Genomic DNA, 23226 nt, shown 5'->3' on the forward strand with positions numbered 1-23226 from the left:
GCGGATCATTGCCCAGGCCCGTCCAGGTGATCGCGCAGATGCCGCAGGGTGCGGATCATATACTTTTCCACCATGTTTTTTGACAGCCCCAGGCGCTCGGCGATTTCCGCCTGGGTCAGGCCTTCGATCTTCTGCCAGACAAACACCGTACGGCAGTTGGCTGGCAGCTCGGCAAGCGCCCGTTCGATGGAGTCCGCCAGCTGGATCGCGTGCATGAAATGCTCCGGGTCGCTGGAAAGCGACTGACTGAAATCGATCGCCGCCTCCTCCATGGCGCCCCGTCGATCTTCGCGCCGATAGCCATCCACTGCAATGTTGCGCGCCGTCTGGTGCAAGTAGGCCCGAGGTTGCTCGACCCCCGCCGAATCGGCCTCGAGTACCCGCACGAAGGTATCGTGGGCCAGGTCCTCGGCCTGCTCGCGATTGCGCAGGCGCCGGGTCCAGGTTCCGATCAACTCTTCGTAATGCTCGAAAAAACCGGATAAGCGGGGCAACTTGGGGGTCATTACGGCGCGCTGCGGAAACGGGATGTGAATAGTAATTCTTCCCATTAAGCTGAAGCAAACCTATTGCACTGCCTGTCGTCCGAAGCTTTCAGAATCGAGAATGTCCTATGGCAGCGAGCCTGCTCGCGATGGCAGCTTGACAGTCAATTCAACATTGAATGCCCTACCCCATCGCGAGCAGGCTCGCTCCCACCGGTCTCTTTGCGTTCGACTAGGCTTCAGGCATCTTGCGAAAGCCCACCGCCAGGCGGTTCCAGCCGTTGATGGTGTTGATCGCCACCGTCAGGTCGACCATTTCCTTGGGGGAGAAGTGTTCGCTCAGCAGCGCATAGTCGGCATCGGGCGCGTGGGTGTCGCTCAGGCGGGTCAGGGCTTCGGTCCAGGCCAGTGCGGCGCGTTCGCGGCCGGTGAAGAACGGTGCTTCGCGCCAGGCGGTCACGGCGTACAGGCGCCGCTCGGTCTCACCGTTCTTGCGGGCATCGGCGGTGTGCATGTCGATGCAGAAGGCGCAGCCATTGATCTGCGAGGAACGCAGCTTGACCAGTTCCAGCAGGGATTTTTCCAGGCCCAGTTTCGAAACGGCGGTTTCCAGGGCCATCATGGCCTTGAAGGCGTCCGGGGAAGCGGTATAAAAATCGATGCGCGGTTGCATGGTGAACTCCAGAACGATTGGGTGTGGCGCTACGTTAGCCTTGCGGTGGCGCCGTACAAATAGCCAATTATTGGGAAGTTCGGGTGGCCAATGGGCATCGAAGATGATTGTCCCTGTGGCGACGGGAGTTATCCCCGCACGGCTGCGAAGCAGACGCCCTGCTCAACCGTATGGGCCTGCTTCGCAGTCCAGCGGGGATAAATCTCCTCGCCTCAGGGGGCCCCGACTTCAGGACCTGTTCAGGCGCGGCTGCGCAACCATTGCAGGAAGCGTTTCTTGGCGACGGGCTTGGGCATCTCCCGCGTCAGGTTCTGGGCCAGGTGGGTGCGCACGTCCAGCAGGTTCTTCATCGCATCGGCAATGTCATGGCGAGCGTCGAGGCACGGCTTGAGGTAGCTCTTCTCGATGCGATACAGGGAGCAGAACGTCTTGGCCGTGAAGTTGGCCAGGGCGGCCTGGTCGGAGACGATTCCCGCTTCGCCAATCACCTCCCCTGGCCCCATGCGTCCGCCTTCGAGTACCTGGCCATTGCGCACCAGGGTCACGCTGACCACCCCCGACTCGATGATGAACAGATGGTCGCTGACCTCCCCGGCGGGCAGGATCATGTCCCCGGCGCGGAAGGTCTGCAGGGTCATGTTCTGGCTGAAGGTGTCTTTTTCCTCCGGGCGCAATGTGGCGAAAATGCTCGAACTGTCCAGCAGGGCCCGGGGCCGCGACGTACCGGCGGCGGCAGTGTTCTCGCTGGTGGAGAGCAGGCTGATGCCCGAAGCCCGAAGATGCCGGAACGCCAGGTCGAACAGTTGATTGCGCACCTCGCGCTTCTGGCTCATGGAGGCCACGAACCCGCTGATCTCATATTCCGCCCCGGCGCTGCCGGTGCTCTTGAGGGTCACGCAGGGCGCCGGGCTGGAGAGCAATGCGCGGCAGCCGATCATGGCGCGCTCCAGCGCCTCGATCACTTTCTGCGGTCGGGCGTGGGGGCTGACCGGGACGCTGATGGAAAGACCGTGCACATCGCTGGGCCGGCTGAAGTTGACGATCTTGGCCTTGGCCGCCAGGGAGTTGGGAATCACCGCCATGCTGCCCTGGGCCGTCTGCAACCGCGTGGCTCGCCAGTCGATGTCGGTGACGCGGCCTTCGGTGCCGTCGATGGAGATCCAGTCATCGAGCTGATAGGGCTTGGTGGTATTGAGCACGATCCCGGAAAACACATCGCTGAGGGTGCTTTGCAACGCGAGGCCGACAATGATCGCCATCGCGCCGGATGTCGCCAGTACGCCCTTGACCGGCAGGTCCAGCACGTAGGCCAGGGCCGCGATGACGGCGATCAGGAAGATCACCGCACCCAGCAGATCCTGCAGCAAGCGTCCGGTGTGCCCGACCCGCTGCATCATCGCCGCGCCGATCATCACCGTCAGGGTCCGCGCGGCGAACAGCCACCAGGCAATCTGCAGACCAGTGGCCGCCAGATGCCGCGGCACATCGTCGCCCCAGGGCGCCGGCACCATCGGATTGAGCCCCTCGTTGAACAGCAGCATGCTGAACAACGAAAAAATCACCAGGCGACCACCGATTTTCCAGTAGGTCCGCTGCGTACTGACCAGCCGCCACAACAGCAGGTCCAGCACGAGCAGCACCAGGGCGCAGAGCATCGGATGATCGGTGATCAGAGACAGCATCGGGACAGCTCCAGGAAATCATTGGAGCGAAGATTGGCACAAATTGCACACGCCACAAACTTTTGTGCCAGCGGGCCCGCTCGCGACGAGGGCAACATTTCGACAAGCAAGTCCACCGATGTCGTGGTTTGGCCAGCAAGCCCGTCCCACAAGGGATCCAGGGCGGGTGAGCAAAGCCACCAGCCCCGTCCATCGCATGCGCCAGTCAGTCGTCCATCTGGCCGAAGCGCCCGGCGTGGAAGTCGGTGAAGGCCTGGAGAATCTCCTGCTCGCTGTTCATCACGAACGGACCATGGCCGACGATGGGTTCGTCGATGGGCTCGCCGCTGAGCAACAGCACCACCGCATCCTCGCTGGCTTGCAGGGTCATCCGGTCTCCCGCCCGGTCGAACAGAGCCAGCTGCCCGGCCTCGGCCCGCTCGCGACCGTTGAGCGAGACCGCACCGCGCAGCACCACCAGCGCGACATTGCGTCCCTCATGCAGGTCCAGGTCCAGGCTTTTGCCAGCGTTCAAGCGGATGTCCCAGACGTCGATCGGGGTGAAGGTCTTCGCCGGCCCCTGCTGCCCTTCGAAGGTGCCGGCAATCAGGCGCAGGCGGCCGGCGTCGCCTTTGAGGGCGATATCCGGGATCTCGCCGGCGACGAGGGTCTGGTAGCCGGCCGGCGCCATCTTGTCCTTGGCGGGCAGGTTGACCCACAGCTGGACCATTTCCATGGTCCCACCCTGGCGGGCGAAGGCTTGGGAATGAAACTCCTCATGAAGGATGCCGGATCCGGCGGTCATCCACTGCACGTCACCCGGGCCGATCCTGCCCCCACTGCCGGTGGAGTCCCGGTGTTCCAGTTCGCCCTGATAGACGATGGTCACGGTTTCGAATCCCCGGTGCGGATGCTGGCCGACTCCGCGGCGCTCCCGGGTAGGGGAAAATTCGGTCGGGGCCGCGTGGTCCAGCAGCAGAAACGGGCTGATGTGCTCGCCCAGGCTGTCGTAGGAAAACAGGGTACGAACCGGGAAACCGTCGCCGACCCAATGGGGCCGGGGGCTGGTGTAAAGGCCGATGATGCTTTTCATGCTGCGTCTCCAAATCCGGTAGGGCCAAGCCATGGAGACAGATTAAAAGCCACACCGTCGATCCGCTAGGCTGCAAAAACCAGCCTCAGCGTTCTACCTGAAGGACGATCACGGTTTACAGGTGATTGCGCTTGGCAAAATCCGACAACCCCACCAGGGTCTTCAAGCCCAGCTTTTCCAGCAGACGGGTCTTGTAGGTGCTGACGGTCTTCGGGCTGAGGAACAGGGATTCGGCCACATCCTTGCCCCGCATGCCCATGGCGAGCATCCGCAGGATGGACAGCTCCCGGGTGGAAAGGCTTTCCAGGGCCTGCTGTTCGGTGCGCTGCCGCAGGTCGAGCCGGACAGGCATCTGGGGGAAATAGGAATAACCGGACTTCAAGGCGTGCAGCGCCTTGGCCAGTTCCTTCAGGTCGCTTCGCTTGGTCACGAAGCCCCTCGCTCCCGCCGAGATGCAACGGTTACAGAAGTGCTGGGCATCCTGGGAGGTGAATACCAGCACCGCGCATTCGGGGTGCTGGGCCATGATCCAGACCAGCAGGTCCAGGCCATCGAAACCATTCATCACCAGGTCCAGAATCACCAGGTCCGGCGCACTTTCCTTGATGAGCGCCCTGGCATCGGCCACGCCGCTGGCGTCTCTGACGCGTGAAAACCCTTCGTTCTGGCAAATCAGCCGCAGCGCCCCCCGTATGACAGGGTGGTCATCCACGATCAACACGTTCTTCAAGGCTATTCCCCAGATGAATTGACGACACCGATGCCATGACTGCACCGGACTCTTGCACAGGCGGCAGGCCGGGCCACCTGTCAGGTCTGACAGTCCCGACCAATGGTCGAGATCAGCCGCCGAGCCCCTGGATGGCGGAGCTTCTCCAGGTCTGCCCCACCCCGTGTTCCTGGGGATCGACCTGTTCCATCAGGCGCGCCAGTGAAGCCAGGTCGGGCAGTGGCGCAGGATGCAGCTGCACACTGGAGCGACGCGAGACCGGAACCGACAACAGCCCGGCCTGGCGGGTGTTGTAGATCAGCCCGTGACGCAGCTGGGGGTTGTCGAGGAAAAGACCGGGCAGTTGCAGCACGCCGTCTGCCAGGCAGGCATCGACGACAAGCAGGTCGAACGGCTCGCTGGTGTACTCCACCAGTGTCATCAGTTCCTGCGCGTGGCTCACGGGGGCAATGCGGTAATAGCCCTGCTGGTTGAACAGGAACTCGAGCCTCATCCGATGAGAATGTTGTGTATCGGCAATCATGATACGTAGTGCTTTGTTCGGCATGACAAGGCATCCCAATGACAACGCGACGGCTAGGCTTCGTACCGAAAGTGCCTGCGCGACTTTCGTACAAAGTGCCAGAAGCCGGCTCGTGAACGTTAAGGGGCGTCAGGCTAGAGGAAGCTTTTCGGGGGCGCTGTAGGACGAGTCCTAAAAAGAGTCGGAAAAAGCCATCCCCGACGCAAGGATTGCCATGTCATTCGCGCAAAAAACCGCCGGTATCGCTTCGCGGTCCGGCACGGGCGGTTCCTCCCGCCAGATGGTCCTGCAGACGTTGGGCCAGTTGCTCCATGGCCTGGCGCAGATCCTCCACCGCACTGGCCACCGATGAGGCGTCGGCGCTTCGGCAGGCATCCTCCAGGGCTTCGCAGGCGGCGATCAGGTGTTGTGCCTGGATCATCCGCGCCCCGCCCTTGATCCGATGCGCCAGGTCCGCGAGCCCAGGCACATCGCGGCGGTCTGCCAGGTGCACCAGATGTGCCTCGTCGTCGGTATTGCTGCGCAGCAAGGTGCCCAGCAGCTCCCTGAGCGAAGCGGTGTCGCCCCCCGTCAGTTCTTCAAGGCTGCTCAAGTCGAGGTCGTCGATGGCCGCGGCGGACTCCGTCCCGCCGGCCCGGGCATCGATGACGTCCTCCAGGCGCGCCCTCAGCCCCGTGAGACCGATGGGCTTGAACAGGCAATCATCCATCCCGGCTTCGACGCAGCGGTCCTTTTCCTCGCGCTGGGCATTGGCCGTGAACCCCAGGATCACTGCTGGCGCCTGGCCTCGGATGCGCTCGTCGGCGCGAATGGCCCGGGCCAGTTCATAGCCGTTCATCGACGGCATGTTGCAGTCGCTGATGACCGCGTCGAAGTGTCCGTCGCGCCAGGCGCGCAGCCCCTGGACACCGTCCTCGGCCACCTCGACCCGATGCCCCAGGTAGCTCAACTGCCGGGACAGCAGCAGACGGTTGGCCGGGTGGTCGTCCACCACCAGAATGTCCAGCCGCCGGGCCGACGTCGCCGGCTCGACCTCCAGCTTGGGAACCGGCGCCAGGGCGTCGAGCAAGGGCAGGCTCAGGCGCACCTCCACCTGAGTCCCCTGCCCCGGCGCACTCTCCAGTGTCAGGCTACCGCCCATCATTTCGCACAAGGTGTGGCTGATGACCAATCCCAGCCCGGCCCCGCTGCGAGCCGACTGGCGCGAGTGAGGGGCCTGGGTGAAAGGGCGAAACAGCTGCTCCTGGTCTTGCCGGGCGATCCCGCAACCGGTGTCTTCGATCCGCAGGCGAATATCCAGGCGCTCACCGTCAGGCCCTGGCTCGGCCTGCAGGCTCAGGCGCACCTGTCCCCGGTCGGTGAACTTGATGGCATTGCCCAGCAGGTTCGAGACGATCTGCTTGAAGCGCAACGGATCGATCAGCACATCGCGATTGGCCGCCTCGCCCAGGTCCTGGGGCAGGTCCAGGTGCTTGTGTCGCGCCAGGCCTTCGAACATCCGCGCCACCGACTCGACCAACTGCCGCAGGTTGGCCCGTTCCGGCGCCAGGGACAGGCGCCCTGACTCGATACGGGCGATGTCGAGGATGTCGCCGATCAGATCCAGCAAGCCATGGGCCGCCCCGGAAGCGACCTCGATAGCCTCCCGGTCCACGACGCCTTGTTCGGCTTTTTTCTGCGCCAGCTCCAGCATGCCGATCACCGCGTTCATTGGCGTGCGGATTTCATGGCTCATGGTTGCCACGAACGTGGTCTTGGCCCGATTGGCGTCGTCGGCGCTGGCCTTGGCCACACGCAATTGCTCCAGCAACCGCCGCAGATAAGCGACCCAGCCCAGGGCCAGCAGCAACAGCAGCGCGGCGATGGCAAATCCCTGGACGATGGTGGTGCGGTTGCGCAGCCAGTAGCTGTCATCGATCACCACCTCACTGCGCCAGCGGTTGGTCAGCTCGTCCATTTCCTCGGGAGAGATGCCCAGCAGCGCCTTGTCGAGAATGCCATGCAGCTGCGACGCATCCCGGTGGGTCGCCAGGGCAATGCGTGCCGGCAAGGTGCCCACGGTGCTGGTGACCTGCAACCGGTCGCGGTATTGGCGCGAGATCATGTAGCGGGCGCTGATCAACGAATTGACCGCACCATCCACGGTACCGGCGGCGACCATGGCCATGGCCTCGGGCACGTTTTGCGCAGGCACCAGTTGCACCTTCGCAAAGGTTTCCTGCAGGTAGGGCTGCAAGACATTGCCTCGCACCAGCGCCAGCCGCTTGCCTTCCATCTGGTCGAGGGTCAACGGAGCCTTGCCCTTCAGGGAGGTCACCAGCACGAAGGGGTTGGTCAGGTACGGCCGGGTGAAACGCAGCGTGTCGTCATCCTCGGCGCCGGTGCTGATGGTGATTGCCGCCAACACATCGGCCCGGCCACTCCTGACCTGGTCGATCAGGTCGTACACCGATTTGCCACGCTGGATATCGAACTTCAGGCCGGTGCGCAAGCTGATCCTGGCCAGCACATCGGCGCTGATGCCCCGCAAATGACCTTGTTCGTCAGTGAACGTCAGCGGCAGGAAGTTCTCGTCGATCACCACCCTGATCCGCGGATGGGCCTCCAGCCAACGCTGTTCATCGACGCTGAAATGCAGCGCCTGCTGGCCTGGCATGCTCGCGCCGCCGGCGCTCCAGCGGCGCTGGATCACCATGTTTTCGCCGGTGGGAATGGCTTGCAACGCCGCGTTGACGAGCCGCAGCAGGCGCGCATTGTCGCGCCTGAGGGCAAAGGCGAACGGCTGTACTTCCAGGCGCGAGAAGTCCGCCAGCTGGACGTTGTTCAGGTAATTCTTGCTGATCAGGTAGTTGGAACTGATGGAATCCCCCAGATAGACATCGGCCTGGCCGAACGCCACGGCGCCGATGGCACTCAATGTCGAGGGGTACAGTTGCAAGGCCGCGTCGGGATAGAACGCCTCGACCCGTTCCGGTGGCAAATAGTGGTAGAGCATCGCCAGCCGCTTGCCCGCCAGGTCCGGGGGCAGATCCTGGCTGTCGTCGATGCGGGCCACCAGGGTGGGCAGGTCATCGGCGTAGGCCCGCGACATCACCAGCGCCGGATCGTCGGCCTCGAAGCCGTTGGCCGTGCCGAGCAGGTCGATTTCACCCTCGCGCAGCGCCTGCAGCGATTCGGCACGGGACGGATAGCGCAGCACCCGCACCTGGACCTGCAGCAACTGCCCGAGCAACTGCGCGTAGTCGGCGGTCAGGCCCTCATAGTCGCGGCCATTGCCGGTGATGCTGAAGGGTGCGTAATCCGGCGCCGAGGCCCCCAGCCGCAACGTGCCCTTCTGCCGCAACCAAGCCTGGTCCGCCGCCTCCAGGGACACCGAATAATCGTCCACGTGAGAGCGCCCGAGTACCTCCAGCCATTCGGGAGCCGCGCCAGCCTGTGGCATCACACTCAACGAGCCCAGCAACAGTGCCACCAGGCCCGTGCGTAGAAGCTGCATCATCTGAATCGGGGTTTCGCTTGGCGAAATCGGCCCGGCGCACCGCTGGCTTCAGGTCGAGCCCGAGTGACCGGCTGATAGGTTCAGACTGCCAATGCGAGGGAACAGCGAACCGTCCATACGCCTATCGAACGGTGACAGGCGTGGATTGAGTGTAGGAAATTTCCGAGGATTTGCCTGCCTGAGGCCAACGACTTATGGCCCAGGCCCGCCGAAAAGACGTGAACAAGACCTGTGGGTGCCGCCTGCCCCCACAGGGATCGCGCTGATGTCGTCTACACCGCGGCCAGCAGTTGGTCGCGTACCGGGCGGCTCTGGTCGTGGTGCTTGGCATGCTCATACAGCGAGCCGGCGATCTCATCGGCGCGCACCGGCAGGATCGACAGCAAGGTATCGCTCAGACCATGACTGGCCTGGCAGAAACCCTGCATATAGATCGCAGCCTTGCAGCGCTCGTCGGTGACCAGCTTGTAGTTGCGGTCCACTTCGAAGTCGCCCAGGTATTGCGCAAGCGGCGCCAGCAAGGTGCGGTGCGTCTGGCGCTCGTATCCCGTGGCCAGCACCACGGCGTCGTAGAGACGCACGCTCACCTCGCCGGTGGCGTTGTTGCGTACCGCCAGCTCCACGCCCGCGTCGGTGGCGGTGGCTTTTTCCACAGTGGTGAGGGTACGGAACGCGTGGCGGGCGATGCCGGAGACTTTCTGCCGATAGAAGATGCCGTAGATGCGTTCGATCAGGTCGATGTCCACCACCGAATAATTGGTGTTGTGGTACTCGTTGATCAGGCGCTCGCGCTCGCTGTGGGGTTGCTGGAACACCAGGTCGGTGAACTCCGGCGAGAACACTTCGTTGACGAACGGGCTGTCGTCGGCCGGCTTGAGGGCCGAGCCGCGCAGGATCATGTCGACCCGCGCCGAAGGAAAACTGTCGTTGAGGTCGATGAAGGCTTCCGCGGCACTCTGGCCGCCGCCGATGATGGCGATGTTCATGGGCTGGCCTTTCACACAAGGCTGGGCCGCCATGCACTCCAGGTAGCGGGAATGGTGGAACACCCGGCGATCGTCCTTGAACGCCTTGAATGCCGCCGGAATACGCGGCGTGCCACCGGCGCTCACCACCACCGAGCGGGCGGTACGCACTCGCTCCTTGCCCTGCTCGTCCCGGGAGATCACCCGCAGGGCTTCGACCTGCTGGTGCTGCAGCACCGGTTCGATACGCAACACTTCCTCGCCGTAGCGGCTCTGCCCGGCGAACTGTGCGGCGACCCAGCGCAGGTAGTCGTTGTACTCCATGCGACACGGGTAGAAGGTGCCCAGGTTGATGAAGTCCACCAGGCGACCGTGCTGCTTGAGGTAGTTGACGAACGAATAGGGGCTGGTGGGGTTGCGCAGGGTCACCAGGTCCTTGAGGAAGGAGATCTGCAGCTCGCTCTGGGTCACCAGGGTATTGCCGTGCCAGCGATAGTCGGCCTGCTTGTCGAGGAACAGCGCATCCAGCTCGCCCTGGACCGGGCCGCGCTCCTGCAACGCGATGGCCAACGCCAGGTTCGAGGGGCCGAAGCCGATGCCGATCAAATCGTGAACGTGGGGCGTTGCAGTTGCCTGTGTCATGTCCAGTGTCCTCTGGAGAGAAGCCCCTCAACAGGGCGCGAAAAGCCGGGAAAACCGGCCGGCGGTGCCCATGCAACCGGGCCGGCAAGTCGTCAGTAGTTGCTGTTGAGTGGTAACGAGGACGATGAAAGGAAATTTAACGCGCGACGAGGTTCAGCCCTTGTCCCACTGCCGGACGCGGATACGGCAGTGTTTCATGGCATTGACGATGTGCTTTTCCACCAGTGCCCGGGAAATGCCCAGGCGCTCGGCGATCTGCGGGTGAGACAGGCCTTCGAGCTTGCGCAGCAAAAAGCTTTCCCGGCACAGCGGCGGCAGTTCGGCCAGGGCACGTTGCAGCATGTCCAGGCGCTGGCCATGGTCGAGGCTGGTATGGGGCGATGGTGTGAAGAAACGTTCTTCGCTGTCGAGCACATCCAGGGATTCGACCTGGCGCAGGGTATTGCGTCGATGCCCGTCGATCACCAGGTTCAGCGCCGTGCGATAAAGGAACGCCCGGGGCTGTTCGATGGGCGTATCGCTGGCACGCTCCAGCACCCGCACATAGGCGTCATGCACCACATCCTCGGCCGCCTGGCGGTTGCCTAGCCTGGCGTTCAGGAAACACACCAGCTCGCGATAGTAGTTTTCCAACATGACTCCCGTGCGCAATGGCTGCGACAGCTACCCCTCTGCCACCCGGCCCGCTCGAAAAGGCGGTAGCACGATGGTGTCAGATTCAATCGCGTAATTTATAGTAATTCTCATATAGATTTAAAGCATTCGTTTGTATCACAGATAAATCCCGCCACCACCACATCCATGGATCGGCGATTGAGTTGTCTTCCCTTCAACCTGCTACCAAGTGTTTCAAGCCAGTAAATTCCCGTTCAAAGCGCTCGTTTACCAGAACAGCCCCCGTCCCCGCCTCCCTGGAACGGGCCCGATTTCACCGGCCGGAACCCTGCATGAAACGTCCCCGCCCTACCCGTCGCGCCTGGCTTCTGACTCTCGCCGTGCTCCCAGCCGTGGCCTTCGCCGCCTGGCAGGCGGTGGTACCGAATAACGCCCCCCTGGCCACCGTCGCCGTCACCCGGGGCGATATCGAAAACAGCGTGACCGCCCTGGGAACGTTGCAGCCACGACGTTATGTGGATGTGGGCGCACAGGCCTCCGGGCAGATCCAGAAGATCCACGTGGAGGCCGGCGACGAGGTTCGCGAGGGGCAGTTGCTGGTGGAAATCGATCCTTCCACGCAACAGGCCAGGCTGGATGCCGGGCGCTTCTCCATCGAAAACCTCAAGGCCCAGCTCCAGGAACAACGGGCCCAGCACGACCTGGCGCAGCAGAAATTCCGCCGTCAGCAGCAGCTCAAGGCCGGCGGCGCCACCCGCGAGGAAGACGTGCAGACGGCCCAGGCCGAAGTGCGCGCGACCCAGGCCCGCATCGACATGTTCCAGGCCCAGATCCGCCAGGCCCAGGCCAGCCTGCGCAGTGACGAGGCCGAGCTGGGCTATACCCGCATCTATGCGCCCATGGCCGGCACTGTGGTGGCTGTCGGGGCCCGGGAAGGCCAGACCCTCAATGCCCAGCAACAGACACCGCTGATACTGCGCATCGCCCGGCTGTCGCCGATGACGGTCTGGGCCGAGGTGTCGGAGGCGGACATCGGTCACGTCAAGCCGGGCATGACCGCCTACTTCACCACCCTGGCGGGGGGCGGCCGGCGCTGGAGCAGCACCGTGCGCCAGATTCTCCCCGTGCCGCCGCGCCCGCTGGAAGCCAGCCAGGGCGGCAGCCCCACGGGAGGGCGCAGCGGCACCGAGCGGGTGGTGCTCTATACCGTGTTGCTGGATGTGGATAACGCCGACCGCGCCCTGATGACCGACATGACCGCCCAGGTGTTCTTCGTCGCCGCCCAGGCCCACGATGTGTTGACCGTGCCCACCGCGGCCTTGCAGGACAACGCCGGCCAGGTGCGGGTGCTGGCCGCCAACGGCGATGTCCAGGCACGCAGCGTCCGGACCGGCGTCAGCGATCGCCTGCGCACCCAGATCCTCGACGGCCTCAGCGAGGGCGAGCGGGTGCTCATCGGTCCGGCCGCTGGCAACGGGGGCTGAATGGACACGCCCCTGATCGAACTGCGGGACATCCGCAAGGCCTATGGTGGCGGCGACAGTCCGCGGGTGGAGGTGCTGCGCGGCATCGACCTGTCGATCCATGCCGGGGATTTCCTGGCGATCGTCGGGGCGTCCGGCTCCGGCAAGTCCACCTTGATGAACATCCTCGGTTGCCTCGATCGCCCTACCAGCGGCGAGTACCGTTTTGCCGGCGAGGACGTCGCTCGCCTGGGCAGCGACGAACTGGCCTGGTTGCGGCGCGAGGCGTTCGGCTTCGTGTTCCAGGGCTATCACCTGATCCCGTCCGGCACGGCCCAGGAAAACGTCGAGATGCCGGCCATCTACGCCGGTACCTCTGCCGCCGAGCGTCACGCCCGGGCCAGCGCCCTGCTCGAACGCCTGGGCCTGGCCAGCCGCACCGGCAACCGTCCGCATCAATTGTCCGGGGGCCAGCAGCAGCGGGTGTCGATTGCCCGGGCCTTGATGAACGGCGGGCACATCATCCTCGCCGACGAGCCCACCGGCGCCCTCGACAGCCAGAGCGGCATCGAGGTCATGGCCTTGCTCGACGAACTGGCAAGCCAGGGCCATGTGGTGATCCTGATTACCCATGACCGCGAAGTGGCGGCCCGGGCCAAACGCATCATCGAGGTCCGCGACGGGCTGATCATCAGCGACAGCGCCCGCACCGATACGCCACCGCCGCGAGCCAACCCGAAAGCACTGCAGGCCGTGGACCTGCGCCAGCGCCTGAGCGCCGGCAGCGAACACAACGGCGCCTGGAAAGGCGAGCTGGTGGACGCGGTACAGGCGGCGTGGCGGGTGATGTGGATCAACCGCTTCCGCACCGCCCTGACCCTGCTCGGCATCGTCATCGGCGTGGCCTCGGTGGTGGTGATGCTGGCGGTGGGCGAAGGCAGCAAGCGCCAGGTCATGGCGCAGATGGGAGCGTTCGGCTCCAACATCATGTACCTCAACGGCTCCGCGCCCACTCCACGCGCCGCCAAGGGCATCATCAGCGAGCATGACCTGGCGGCCCTCGCCGCCCTGCCCGAGGTGCAACGCATCATGCCGGTCAACGGCGCCAACGCCAGCGTGCGTTTCGGCAACCTCGACCACACCAGTTACGTGGGCGGCAACGACACGAATTTCCCGACGATCTTCAACTGGCCGGTGACCGAGGGCAGCTATTTCACCGACGCCGATGAACAAGGCGCGGCGGCGGTGGCGGTGATCGGCCACAAGGTCCGGCAGAAACTGCTCAAGGACATCGCCGATCCCATCGGCCGCTATATCCTGATCGAGAACATGCCGTTCCAGGTGGTCGGCGTACTGGCGGAAAAAGGCGCCAGTTCCGGGGATTCGGACGCCGACAACCGCATCGCCGTGCCCTACTCCGCCGCCAGCGTCAGGCTGTTCGGCACCCGTCATCCCGAATACGTGGTGATCGCCGCCCGGGACGCGGGCAAGGTCAAGGAGGCCGAGCAGGCCATTTCCCGGACCCTGCTGCGCCTGCACGACGGCAAGCAGGATTTCGAACTGACCAACAACGCCGCGATGATCCAGGCCGAAGCCCGGACCCAGGGCACGCTGTCGCTGATGCTCGGGGCCATTGCTGCGATCTCGCTGCTGGTGGGAGGCATCGGCGTGATGAACATCATGCTCATGACCGTGCGCGAGCGGACCCGTGAGATCGGCATCCGCATGGCCACCGGCGCTCGCCAGCGCGACATCCTGCGCCAGTTCCTCACCGAAGCGGTCATGCTCTCGGTGGTGGGTGGGCTCGCTGGCATCGGCCTGGCCCTGCTGGTGGGCGGCGCGTTGCTGCTGGGCAGGATCGCCGTGGCCTTCGAATGGCTGGCGGTGTTCGGCGCCTTCGGCTGCGCCCTGGTCACCGGCGTCGTCTTCGGCTTCATGCCGGCTCGCAAGGCCGCCCGCCTCGACCCGGTCGCGGCCCTCACCAGTGAATGAATCCCAATCTATGAAAGCGCACCTGACCCTCCTGGCCGCCAGCCTGCTATTGGCGGCCTGCGCCAGCCCGGTGCCAGCGCCGGACAGCGGCATCCAGCCACCACCGGCCTGGCAGAGCCTCCATACGCCCAATGCTCGCGCCGATAACCAGCAATGGTGGACGCAATTTGGCAGCACGCAATTGAACCACCTGATCGAACAGGCGCGCCTGGACAGCCACGACCTGGCCGCCGCCATGGCCAGGGTTCGCCAGGCACAGGCCAGCGCGGTGATCGCCGGTGCCCCACTGCTGCCCGAGATCACCGCCGGGCTCAACGGCAACCGCCAGGAATTGCTGCGGGGCCAGGGTTACAGCCAGCTGGACGTGGACCGGAACAACCGCACCATCGATTACTACGATGCCCACCTCAGCGCCACCTACGAGCTGGACTTCTGGGGCGGTAAACGGGCGGCCCGGGACAGCGCGCTGAACACACTGCAAGCCAGCCGGTTCGACCAGGCGACCGTGGAGCTGACCCTGCTCAGCGGGGTCGCCAATAGCTACACCCAGGCGTTGTCCCTTCGCGAACAACAGCGCATCGCCGAGCTGAACCTGGCCAACGCCCACAACGTGCTCCAGTTGGTCCAGACCCGTTACGACGCCGGCAGCGCCACGGCCCTGGAGCTGTCCCAGCAAAAAAGCCTGGTGGCGGCCCAACAGCGCCGGTTGCCCCAAGTGCAGCAACAGGCCCGGGAAGCCCTGATTACCCTGGCCACCTTACTGGGACAACCGGTGCAGTCGATCCGGATCGAGGATGAACCCTTCGACCGCCTGAACTGGCCGTCCGTCGACGCCGGGGTACCCAGCGAGCTGCTGCGCCGGCGGCCGGACATTGCCGCCGCCGAAGCGCGCCTCGCGGCGGCCCAGGCCGACGTCACCGTGGCCCGCGCCGCGATGCTGCCCTCCGTGACCCTGGGCCTGGGCCTGGCCACCGGTGCCGACATCGCCGACCAGCTGTTGCGCAACAACGTCTACAACCTCAGCGCCGGCCTGGCCGCGCCGATCTTCAACAACGGCCGCCTCAAGGCCGAACGGGACAGGGCCACCGCCCGCCAGGAGGAGTTGCTGGAGCTCTACCGCGCCGCCATCGTCAACGGCTTCGCCGATGTCGAGAAAGCCCTGAACGGCATCGACGGCCTGGACCAGCAACGGCAGTGGCAGACCGAAGAACTGCACCAGGCCCAGACCGCCTTCGACATCGCCCAGAGCCGCTACCGGGCCGGCGCAGAAGACCTGCTCACGGTGCTGGAAACCCAACGGACGCTGTACGCCGCCCAGGACATGAACGTGCAATTGCGATTGGCGCGGGTGCAGGCTAGCGTGGCGTTGTACAAGGCATTGGGTGGTGGGTGGCAGGTGATGTAAGGCTAAAACCAAGTAACACGCGGAGGCCAGCTAATCTGACCAAGCATTCAAAGAGTTCGAATCAACAACTCGGCGTGTTCACGAAACACTGCAAAAGCCTCGTCGAAGCCGGGGCGGATGGAGCCAAAAATCAACGGCATCAGCCTCGCGTCATACTGGCCACGAATCGCCGCGTCCGAGCTGCTTTGATCGAGGGCTCTCTGCATGACCTTTCCTGGATCGGCAGCGAACGGAGGAAACTGCCGACCAAATTCAGCGGCGTCGAAGTTCACCAGTTTTTTGAAACCGCTGGCGGCTCGTTCGCTGACGGCAGGATCGGCAAGGCTGATGCAATAAACGTCGTAGATATGACGCACCAATGTATCGTCCCACGCCTGAAGCATGGCCCCGGCCTGGTGCTGGGCATAACGCCGAAGAAATGAAATGACTTTTTCCGCAAGTGTTTCTTCAACCGCTACACAGGGGATACTTCCCAAGTACCCAGGCCTTGCGGCAAGTCTATCCACCAAGTGTTCCAGCGGTCGCAGAGTCACTTCGAACTCAGGCATTCGTGCGGTCAGTTCCAGGCTCAGATAAGGGCGCAAACTCAAGTCGTGCGGGTATTGAGGTGCATATTGCCAACGACTGGAGAAATATCGGTTTTCATTCCGGGCAATACGCGCGTCCACGATTTCTTCGAAGCCAAGCCTGGCGAGCCCCTGGGAAACCTCAGCCTTCAACTGACTGAGGTGTCGCTTTTGAGCCGAAGCACTGAACATGCTCGACTTGTCCCATACGATCTTCAAGTCAACGTCTTCTGACATGCGCTCGATCAATCGATAGGCCTTGGACAGGCTCGTCCCGCCACAGAACACTAATCGAATGCCCGGAAACTGTATTCCCATCAGATGCTGCAAGGCATCGGTTACATGGATGTCTTTTTCAAGAATGCTGGCGGTCAGAAAACCGACCTCAACCTCAGCCAGTACCGCATCAATCAACTCAACCTGCTCAGGCGTGATGGTTTTCATAAACTACGTAGCGCCCACCAAAGCCGAGCTTGCGGATAATACGGCGTGAGCCTGTATCAAAAACAACGCCGGCGGGAAGCTGCAAACTGTCGCTGGCATTGTATTCACGCAACGCGCGCCCCGCCGTGATCTTCACGCCAAGCTTCTGCAGAGCCAGAGGCGCCAGAACTTCAAGCGGACGTATCGGGATTGGCTTGCCGGTGAGCACACTGTTTTTAGCCTTCGCGAAGACGCCAACGCCAAGTCTGACCAATACACCGTTAGCCACCAGATGACGCAACGCTCGGGATACCTGTGCGGAACTGCCGAACTTGGAAAATTCAGAGCGCAGAAACACGTCGTCCTTTCGCAAGGCGATTGATCTCCTGATGCGCTCCTCGATAATCATGTCTCACCTCAAACGGCACCTAAGCCCGAAAAGTACACAACCTACTGTTCCATATGAATTTTTCAATACAAACTGTGCTCATGCTTGCTCAGTATAGATCAGCATGGGGAATACAGGCCAATTCAGAGAGCAGTAGCGACAAATCTCAACCTACCGATGAAGCACAAAGCGCACAAGCCGGCGGATTCTGAAGCAGCTGTGGGCGATGTCCGTACACAGGGTGTCCGGCTTTGATTCTGTTTATCCTGCCATTTAGGACTCCCGAGCGAGGCTACATCGCCTTGCGCCATTGCCTACAACTGCGCCAGAATCCGCCGGCTTGTGTGCCTGGCTCGTGGCTTTTACTGTTTCCGGATCGCTGATTTCAGCGATCGGGTCTGCAAGCCCGACGAAAACCAGGCACGTAGCCGCAAGCCCATCGAGACGGTTTTGTTCGTTTCATGGCGGCTGTGTGTGGGAGACCTTCGGGTCTGCCGGGTGCCTGGTTTCCCGGTCTTGCAGACCCGCGCATAGCTGCCACCCATCATCTGCAAGTGATGAATGTCAGCCCACGTGAATAACCAGGAGCTGCACCATGTTCAAGATCACCCCCAATCCCCCCGAAGACGACTCGAAAAAACTCAACGAAGCCGCCGACCGCGCCCTCGCCTTCTACCTCGACCCCAAACCTGAAAAGACCAATCCATTACCGGGCCAGTTGTTCACCGTGGCAGAAGGCGTGGACATGGAATGCCTGCTGGCCAACCTCAGCGAGACCCTGGCCTCGGTCAATGTCATGGCCAGTGAACTGGCGTTCGAGCTGGAGGGTTCGCGGCGGCATTTTGCGCTGGGGATCCAGCAGATGGTCGAGTTGGGCGAACTGCTGGCGAACCGCGCCCTGGATATCGCCGAACGGCCGTAGCCCTGAGCAAAGTCCTATCAAGCCCCCCAATATGAAAGAGCCACATTTTGTGGGAGCGAGCCCTGCTCGCGATGCGGTCTACCTGAACCGGTGATGCTGGATGTGCCGCCGCTATCGCGAGCAGGCTCGCTCCCACAGGGGTTCGCCGTGTATCTGACAAGCTGCTGTCATTGTGGGAGCTGGGCTTGCCCGCGATGGCGGTGTATCTGACGGACCGCGGTCACTGTGGCCTGGGTTTATCCTGCCGGTTCGGGCACCCTGGTTGCGGCGATGGCGAGATCGATCAGCGCCTGACTGTCGGCCGCGTCAACGTCATTATCCCCGTCCATGTCTCCATGTACCGAAACCCTGTCGAGGGGACCTTGCGGGTTTGTCCTGGTCACCCGGACGCCGTAGGCGGACACAATCGAGTCGATGAACTCAGTGTCCGGGTCGTCATCGATGAACCCCGTCATGCGGGTCACGAAATCAATCTCCACCGTCCCGAAAGTCGTCCCGGTTTTCTCGGTCAAGGTAATCAGGATGCCTTTGCTGGTTTCCATTCGAAGCCTCCTTTGGCAGATGATCCGATGGCAGTGCAGGCACTCTATGCCGAGAGGACGAGGCTGTCTGCTGTAAGAACTAACAGGTCTCCTCGCCAGGCACTACACAGGTCTGGCCTTGAGATTGCGCGCATACCAGGGCCGTTGCGGCACCCGGCGCAACAGTTTGGAAAGCTTTTTGTCATCGCTGCCGAAGGTGATGCGCAGGGCCAGCTTCATGGTTTCCGGATCCATCTCTACCGAGCGGCCAACCTGCAACCCTGGCGTGGTACTGCAGCCATGGGTGTCCGGGCCCAGCCAGGGGTCGGCGATCTCCACCCAGCGGCCCGGGGCGAACCAGGGCACACCCTTGACTTCAAGCCGGCTCACTTCCCCCGGATGGAAACGCTCATGGGCCCGGAACCAGTCTTCGATGCGGTCGTCGATCCAGCCATGAAAAGCCCAGAACACCGGATTGACATGGGACGAAAACGGATCCCCCAGGAAGTCGTTCTCCGGGGCGAACCAGCGCTGGGCAAAGTCGGCCTGATCGCGGGCGAACGGCACCGGGTGGCCGTTGGACGGGTCCCGAGGCACCGAGGCCCAGCGCATGTGCAGCCAGTCGTGCAGGCCCAGTTCCACTTCCGAGCCGAACTGGCCCAGGGTCAGTTTCGACAGGTAACGCGGATCCCGGTAACGCGACTCCCAGACCAGGAAATTGCTGTGGTAGGTCTCCGCGGTCTTGATGTCGCTCACCCATTGGGCGTATTGCTCGTCACCGGCGGCCAGCCAGGTCGGCGGCAAGGCCGTACCGTCGAGGTTGTCGAAATACCGGGCGAAGCCCAGGCGATCACGGTCAAGCTCTGGCTGCGGCAAGGGAAAGCGTTGCCAGGACGGCAGCGGCTGGAACGAACGCGCCGTCCCCAGCATGTGCCGATGCATGAAAAAGAAATCGATGCCCGAGCCGTTGCGGTCCTTGCGCGGGCCGCGAGCGTCACGCTCCTGGTCCCGAGGCCCGGGCTGCCAGCCCAGGCCCCGCAGGGCGTCGCGCTTGTCTTCGTCCAGGGCGTGCCATTTATCCCGCGAGGCATGCCAGAGCTGATGGAACAGACGATGCTCGGGCGACACCAGCCAGGCCAGCAGCGCAGGGCTCAGCGGCGTGCGTTCGCGGGCTTCGGGGAACGCTTGCTTGAGGGCGATGAACTGATTGTCGAGTTCCGGCAGGGCCGCCGACCGGTCCAGGCGCGACACCCGACCGCTGAGCGTGGCGCGGCCGGCATTGCCGAAGCCGGCCCAGACCTCGTCCAGGGTCATGATGAATTCGTAGTCCGGCGCCGCATGCTCGGCACCGGTGAGTCGCCAGCTCAATTGCCTGGGGTCGGCGCCGGCCAGGTCGCCCAGCAGCCGGTAACGAGGCTCGTCGCCAGCGCGCAGGCGTTCGGCGGTATCGAGGCATCCCACCAGGCCACGGCCCTTGTGGGCGATGTCGAGGAATACCTGCAGCCCCTCGGGCGGCAGACCGTCAAGGCCGGCATCGCGTCCCGTGAAGCGGATCGTCCAGATACCGCGCAGCTTGTCCGCCCGGCGCTGGCCCGCCACGTCCGCCACATCGAATGAAGCCTCGCCGGGGGTGATGGTGGGGTCCGGCCGGGTCAATTCGCGATGCCCGTAATACACCGCAGGCACGGCGGCGCCGGTCAGCGCCAGGCCTGCCATGAACCATCGTCGAGAAATCGTCATTGCCTTACCTGTGTCAGGCCCTGGAGCGGGCTTTATCCAAGCTAGAACGATGGGTGGACTGACAAATTTATAGGGAAACGGGGGGCCTCATCGCGAGCAAGCTCGCTCCCACAGGTGAGCGCATTCCAGATGGTGGGAGCGAGCTTGCTCGGGATGGCGGGCCCGAGAACGCCTAAATTTCCCGCCCGATCACTCGTTCCCCCCAGATAGCAAAGGCCCCCGCGCCTGTCTTTCCAAGGCGAACCTGACTGAGATCGGCAATGACAACACGACGTTCGAAAAAGGCTCTGTTCATCGGCGTGCCCCTGGCCCTGGCGCTGGTGGTCGGTGGTGGCCTCGCGGCCTGGGACCACTGGTGGCGGGACAACCCCGGCTACCCGGTCAAGGTGATGAAGCAAGCCCGGGAGCTGCATGAACGCCTGCTCTCCTTCGACAGTCACATCACCGTGCCGCTGGACTTCGGCACCGCCGGCAACGAGGCCGACAAGGACGGCAAGGGCCAGTTCGACCTGGTGAAAGCCAACCGCGGGCACCTGTCCGGCGCAGCCCTGACCATCTTCGGCTGGCCCGAGCTGTGGAACGGCCCCAACGCCCCCCACAGGCCCACCGCCGGTTTCGTCGAAGAGGCGCGCAACCAGCAGGAGGTACGCTACAAGATCATCACCGGCATGGTTCGGGATTTTCCCAACCAGGTCGCCATCGCCTACACGCCGGATGATTTGCGACGCCTGCACGGCGAAGGCAAGTTCGCGATTTTCATCAGCATGCTCAATGCCTATCCCCTGGGCCACGACCTGAGCCTGCTGGACCTGTGGACGGCGCGAGGCATGCGCATGTTCGGCTTCAGCTACATCGGCAACAACGACTGGGCCGACTCTTCGCGGCCGCTGCCCTTCTTCAACGATTCCGCCGACGCCCTGGGCGGTCTTTCCGACATCGGCAAGCAAGCCGTGGGCCGCCTGAACGACCTGGGCGTGATCATCGACGTGTCGCAGATGTCGACCCAGGCCCTGGAGCAAGTCGCACAACTGAGCCGCACACCACTGGTGGCCTCCCATTCGGCGCCACGGGCGATGGTGGACATCCCGCGCAACCTCAGCGACAAGGAAATGCAACTGATCAAGGCCAGCGGCGGCGTGGTGCAGATCGTCGGTTTTTCCCAGTACCTGCGCCCACTGACGCAAAAAACCCAGGACAAACTCAACGCCCTGCGCGCGCGTTTCGATTTGCCGCCTTTGCCTAACCTGGCGATGGCACTGATGCCAGGCGACCCGATCATCGCCGCCTGGCCGGAGCAACGGTTTGGCGAATACGCCGCCCAGCTCTACGGCATCCTGGAGGAAGAACCCAAGGCCAGCCTCAAGGATCTGGGCGATGCCATCGACTATGCCGTGCGCAAGATCGGCATCGACCACGTCGGCATCAGCTCGGACTTCAACGAAGGCGGCGGCGTGAAAGGCTGGGAGGACGTGGGCGACATTCGCAACGTCACCGCCGAGCTGCTGACCCGTGGCTACTCCGAAACCGATATCGCCAAGCTGTGGGGCGGCAATTTCCTGCGGGTCTGGGACCAGGTGCAGAAAGCCGCCCGGCCAGCCGTGGCCTCGAACCAGAAGGCCGTCCAGCCATGAATGAACGCCGTACTTTCCTGAAGCAGGCCGGCATCCTCGCCGCCGGCCTGCCACTGGCCGCCAGCCTCCCGGCCCCGGCGATCGCCGATCCGTTGCCGCCGATTTCCCGGGACAAATGGACACAGCTGCGCTCGCTGTTCGACCAGGATCCGGACTACCTGCATTTTTCCAACTTCCTGGTCACCACCCACCCGCGTCCGGTACGCGAAGCCATCGAACGACACCGCGCCGCGCTGGACAAGAATCCGGGATTGTTGATGGACTGGGACCTGGGGGTCACCGAAGAACGCGAGGAAAACGTCCGGACCTGGGCCGGTCGCTACCTGCAAGCGAGCCCCAAACAGATCGCCCTTACCGGCAGCACCACCGAAGGCCTGGCGATGATCTATGGCGGCGTTCAGGTGAGCGCCGACCAGGAGATCCTCACCACCGCCCACGAACACTACTCCACCCACACCATCCTCGGCCTGCGTACCCAGCGCAACGGCACACAGGTGCGCAAGATCAAGTTGTTCGAAAGCGCCCACGAGGCCAGCGAGGCGCAAATCCTCGCCACCATCGACCGCAGCATTCGTCCGCAGACTCGCGTGCTGGGCATGACCTGGGTGCACTCGGGTAGCGGCGTCAAGCTGCCCATCGACAAGATCGGCGCGCTCGTCGACAAGCACAACCAGGGCCGCAGCGACGCCCAGCGCATCGTCTACGTGGTGGATGGCGTGCACGGCTTCGGTGTCGAGGACCTCGATTTCCCGACGATGAACTGCGACTTCTTCATCGCCGGCACCCACAAGTGGATGTTCGGCCCCCGGGGCACGGGCCTGGTATGCAGCCGCAGCGAAGAGCTCAAGTACGTCACGCCGATCATTCCAACGTTCTCCGAAGCCACCGCGTTTTCCACCGTGATGACGCCAGGGGGTTTCCACGCCTTCGAGCATCGCTGGGCGGCGGACGAAGCCTTCAAGTTGCACCTGCAACTGGGCAAGGCCGACGTGCAGGCACGCATCCATGCCCTCAATACCTACTTGAAAAAACAGTTGCTGGCACAGCCGCAGATCGAGCTGGTCACGCCCTTGAGCCCGGACCTGTCGGCCGGCTTCACCTTCTTTCGGGTCAAGGGCCGCGAGAGCGACGAGATCGCCGCCTACCTGATGAAGAACCGGGTGATTGCCGACGCGGTGCATCGCGACGCCGGCCCAGTGGTCCGCACCGCGCCTGGGCTACTCAATACCGAAGCCGAGATCGATCACTTCATGGGGCTGCTGAGCAAGACGCTCTGAACCGCTCCCTTC

Annotated in this window: 19 protein-coding genes; 6 read left to right on the forward strand and 13 right to left on the reverse strand. The window is 63.4% G+C overall.

Annotation, left to right across the window (positions count from 1 at the left end; translation table 11 throughout):
* Window positions 1-5: 5 nt before the first annotated feature.
* From BT179_RS08415 to BT179_RS08455, 9 genes are all read right to left on the reverse strand, one after another.
* Window positions 6-506: a sigma-70 family RNA polymerase sigma factor gene (locus BT179_RS08415; protein WP_072392155.1), complete on the reverse strand. Its 501-nt coding sequence runs from the start codon at window positions 504-506 to the stop codon at window positions 6-8.
* Window positions 507-717: 211 nt separating this feature from the next.
* Entirely contained in the window at window positions 718-1158 is a 441-nt protein-coding gene (locus BT179_RS08420) for a carboxymuconolactone decarboxylase family protein (RefSeq protein WP_072430697.1), read from the reverse strand.
* A gap of 239 nt (window positions 1159-1397) precedes the next feature.
* A complete protein-coding gene (locus BT179_RS08425; protein ID WP_072392149.1) occupies window positions 1398-2840 on the reverse strand; it encodes a mechanosensitive ion channel family protein in 1443 nt (480 codons plus the stop codon).
* 205 nt (window positions 2841-3045) lie between these two features.
* Window positions 3046-3912, reverse strand: coding sequence for a pirin family protein (locus BT179_RS08430; protein ID WP_072392146.1), 867 nt, complete (start codon window positions 3910-3912; stop codon window positions 3046-3048).
* Window positions 3913-4027: 115 nt separating this feature from the next.
* Complete coding sequence (locus BT179_RS08435) at window positions 4028-4642, reverse strand: response regulator transcription factor (protein ID WP_072392142.1); 615 nt, start codon at window positions 4640-4642, stop codon at window positions 4028-4030.
* Window positions 4643-4754: 112 nt separating this feature from the next.
* The gene (locus tag BT179_RS08440; protein ID WP_072392139.1) at window positions 4755-5189 is read right to left on the reverse strand and encodes an ANTAR domain-containing protein; all 435 of its coding nucleotides are present in this window, start codon (window positions 5187-5189) and stop codon (window positions 4755-4757) included.
* A 193-nt stretch (window positions 5190-5382) separates the two neighbouring features.
* Entirely contained in the window at window positions 5383-8664 is a 3282-nt protein-coding gene (locus BT179_RS08445; RefSeq protein ID WP_072430698.1) for an ATP-binding protein, read from the reverse strand.
* A 272-nt stretch (window positions 8665-8936) separates the two neighbouring features.
* Window positions 8937-10271, reverse strand: coding sequence for a lysine N(6)-hydroxylase/L-ornithine N(5)-oxygenase family protein (locus tag BT179_RS08450; RefSeq protein ID WP_072430699.1), 1335 nt, complete (start codon window positions 10269-10271; stop codon window positions 8937-8939).
* A 153-nt stretch (window positions 10272-10424) separates the two neighbouring features.
* Window positions 10425-10907, reverse strand: coding sequence for a sigma-70 family RNA polymerase sigma factor (locus BT179_RS08455; RefSeq protein ID WP_072392130.1), 483 nt, complete (start codon window positions 10905-10907; stop codon window positions 10425-10427).
* Window positions 10908-11218: 311 nt separating this feature from the next.
* On the opposite strand from BT179_RS08455, the gene BT179_RS08460 reads away from it, so the two are divergent.
* Genes BT179_RS08460 through BT179_RS08470 form a run of 3 tightly spaced genes read left to right on the forward strand, consistent with a single transcriptional unit; the run spans window position 11219 to window position 15746 of the window.
* Window positions 11219-12370: an efflux RND transporter periplasmic adaptor subunit gene (locus tag BT179_RS08460; protein ID WP_072430700.1), complete on the forward strand. Its 1152-nt coding sequence runs from the start codon at window positions 11219-11221 to the stop codon at window positions 12368-12370.
* Window positions 12371-14341: a MacB family efflux pump subunit gene (locus BT179_RS08465; protein WP_072430701.1), complete on the forward strand. Its 1971-nt coding sequence runs from the start codon at window positions 12371-12373 to the stop codon at window positions 14339-14341.
* Window positions 14342-14351: 10 nt separating this feature from the next.
* Window positions 14352-15746 (forward strand): efflux transporter outer membrane subunit, encoded by a 1395-nt coding sequence (locus BT179_RS08470; protein ID WP_072430702.1) that lies wholly within the window; start codon window positions 14352-14354, stop codon window positions 15744-15746.
* A gap of 47 nt (window positions 15747-15793) precedes the next feature.
* Here the strand turns inward: BT179_RS08470 and BT179_RS08475 are convergent, their stop codons facing one another.
* The gene (locus tag BT179_RS08475) at window positions 15794-16756 is read right to left on the reverse strand and encodes a nucleotidyl transferase AbiEii/AbiGii toxin family protein (protein ID WP_072430703.1); all 963 of its coding nucleotides are present in this window, start codon (window positions 16754-16756) and stop codon (window positions 15794-15796) included.
* Window positions 16737-17144 carry a DUF6088 family protein gene (locus BT179_RS08480; RefSeq protein ID WP_072430704.1) on the reverse strand — a complete coding sequence of 136 codons (408 nt, stop codon included), beginning with the start codon at window positions 17142-17144 and terminating at the stop codon, window positions 16737-16739. Before BT179_RS08480 ends, BT179_RS08475 begins: the two co-directional genes overlap by 20 nt.
* A 574-nt stretch (window positions 17145-17718) precedes the next feature.
* On the opposite strand from BT179_RS08480, the gene BT179_RS08485 reads away from it, so the two are divergent.
* Window positions 17719-18045 (forward strand): DUF6124 family protein, encoded by a 327-nt coding sequence (locus BT179_RS08485; RefSeq protein ID WP_072392118.1) that lies wholly within the window; start codon window positions 17719-17721, stop codon window positions 18043-18045.
* A 236-nt stretch (window positions 18046-18281) separates the two neighbouring features.
* Here the strand turns inward: BT179_RS08485 and BT179_RS08490 are convergent, their stop codons facing one another.
* Both BT179_RS08490 and BT179_RS08495 read right to left on the reverse strand, forming a co-directional pair.
* Window positions 18282-18587: a hypothetical protein gene (locus BT179_RS08490; protein ID WP_072430705.1), complete on the reverse strand. Its 306-nt coding sequence runs from the start codon at window positions 18585-18587 to the stop codon at window positions 18282-18284.
* 102 nt (window positions 18588-18689) lie between these two features.
* Complete coding sequence (locus tag BT179_RS08495) at window positions 18690-20306, reverse strand: pyoverdine maturation tyrosinase PvdP (protein ID WP_072430706.1); 1617 nt, start codon at window positions 20304-20306, stop codon at window positions 18690-18692.
* Window positions 20307-20566: 260 nt separating this feature from the next.
* On the opposite strand from BT179_RS08495, the gene pvdM reads away from it, so the two are divergent.
* Both pvdM and BT179_RS08505 read left to right on the forward strand, forming a co-directional pair.
* Window positions 20567-21937: a pyoverdine-tailoring dipeptidase-like protein PvdM gene (pvdM, locus tag BT179_RS08500; protein ID WP_072392109.1), complete on the forward strand. Its 1371-nt coding sequence runs from the start codon at window positions 20567-20569 to the stop codon at window positions 21935-21937.
* Window positions 21934-23214, forward strand: coding sequence for a pyoverdine-tailoring periplasmic protein PvdN (locus BT179_RS08505; RefSeq protein WP_072430707.1), 1281 nt, complete (start codon window positions 21934-21936; stop codon window positions 23212-23214). Before pvdM ends, BT179_RS08505 begins: the two co-directional genes overlap by 4 nt.
* Window positions 23215-23226 lie beyond the last annotated feature (12 nt).

The organism is Pseudomonas sp. NFACC43 (assembly GCF_900119645.1).
Classification (GTDB): Bacteria; Pseudomonadota; Gammaproteobacteria; order Pseudomonadales; family Pseudomonadaceae; genus Aquipseudomonas.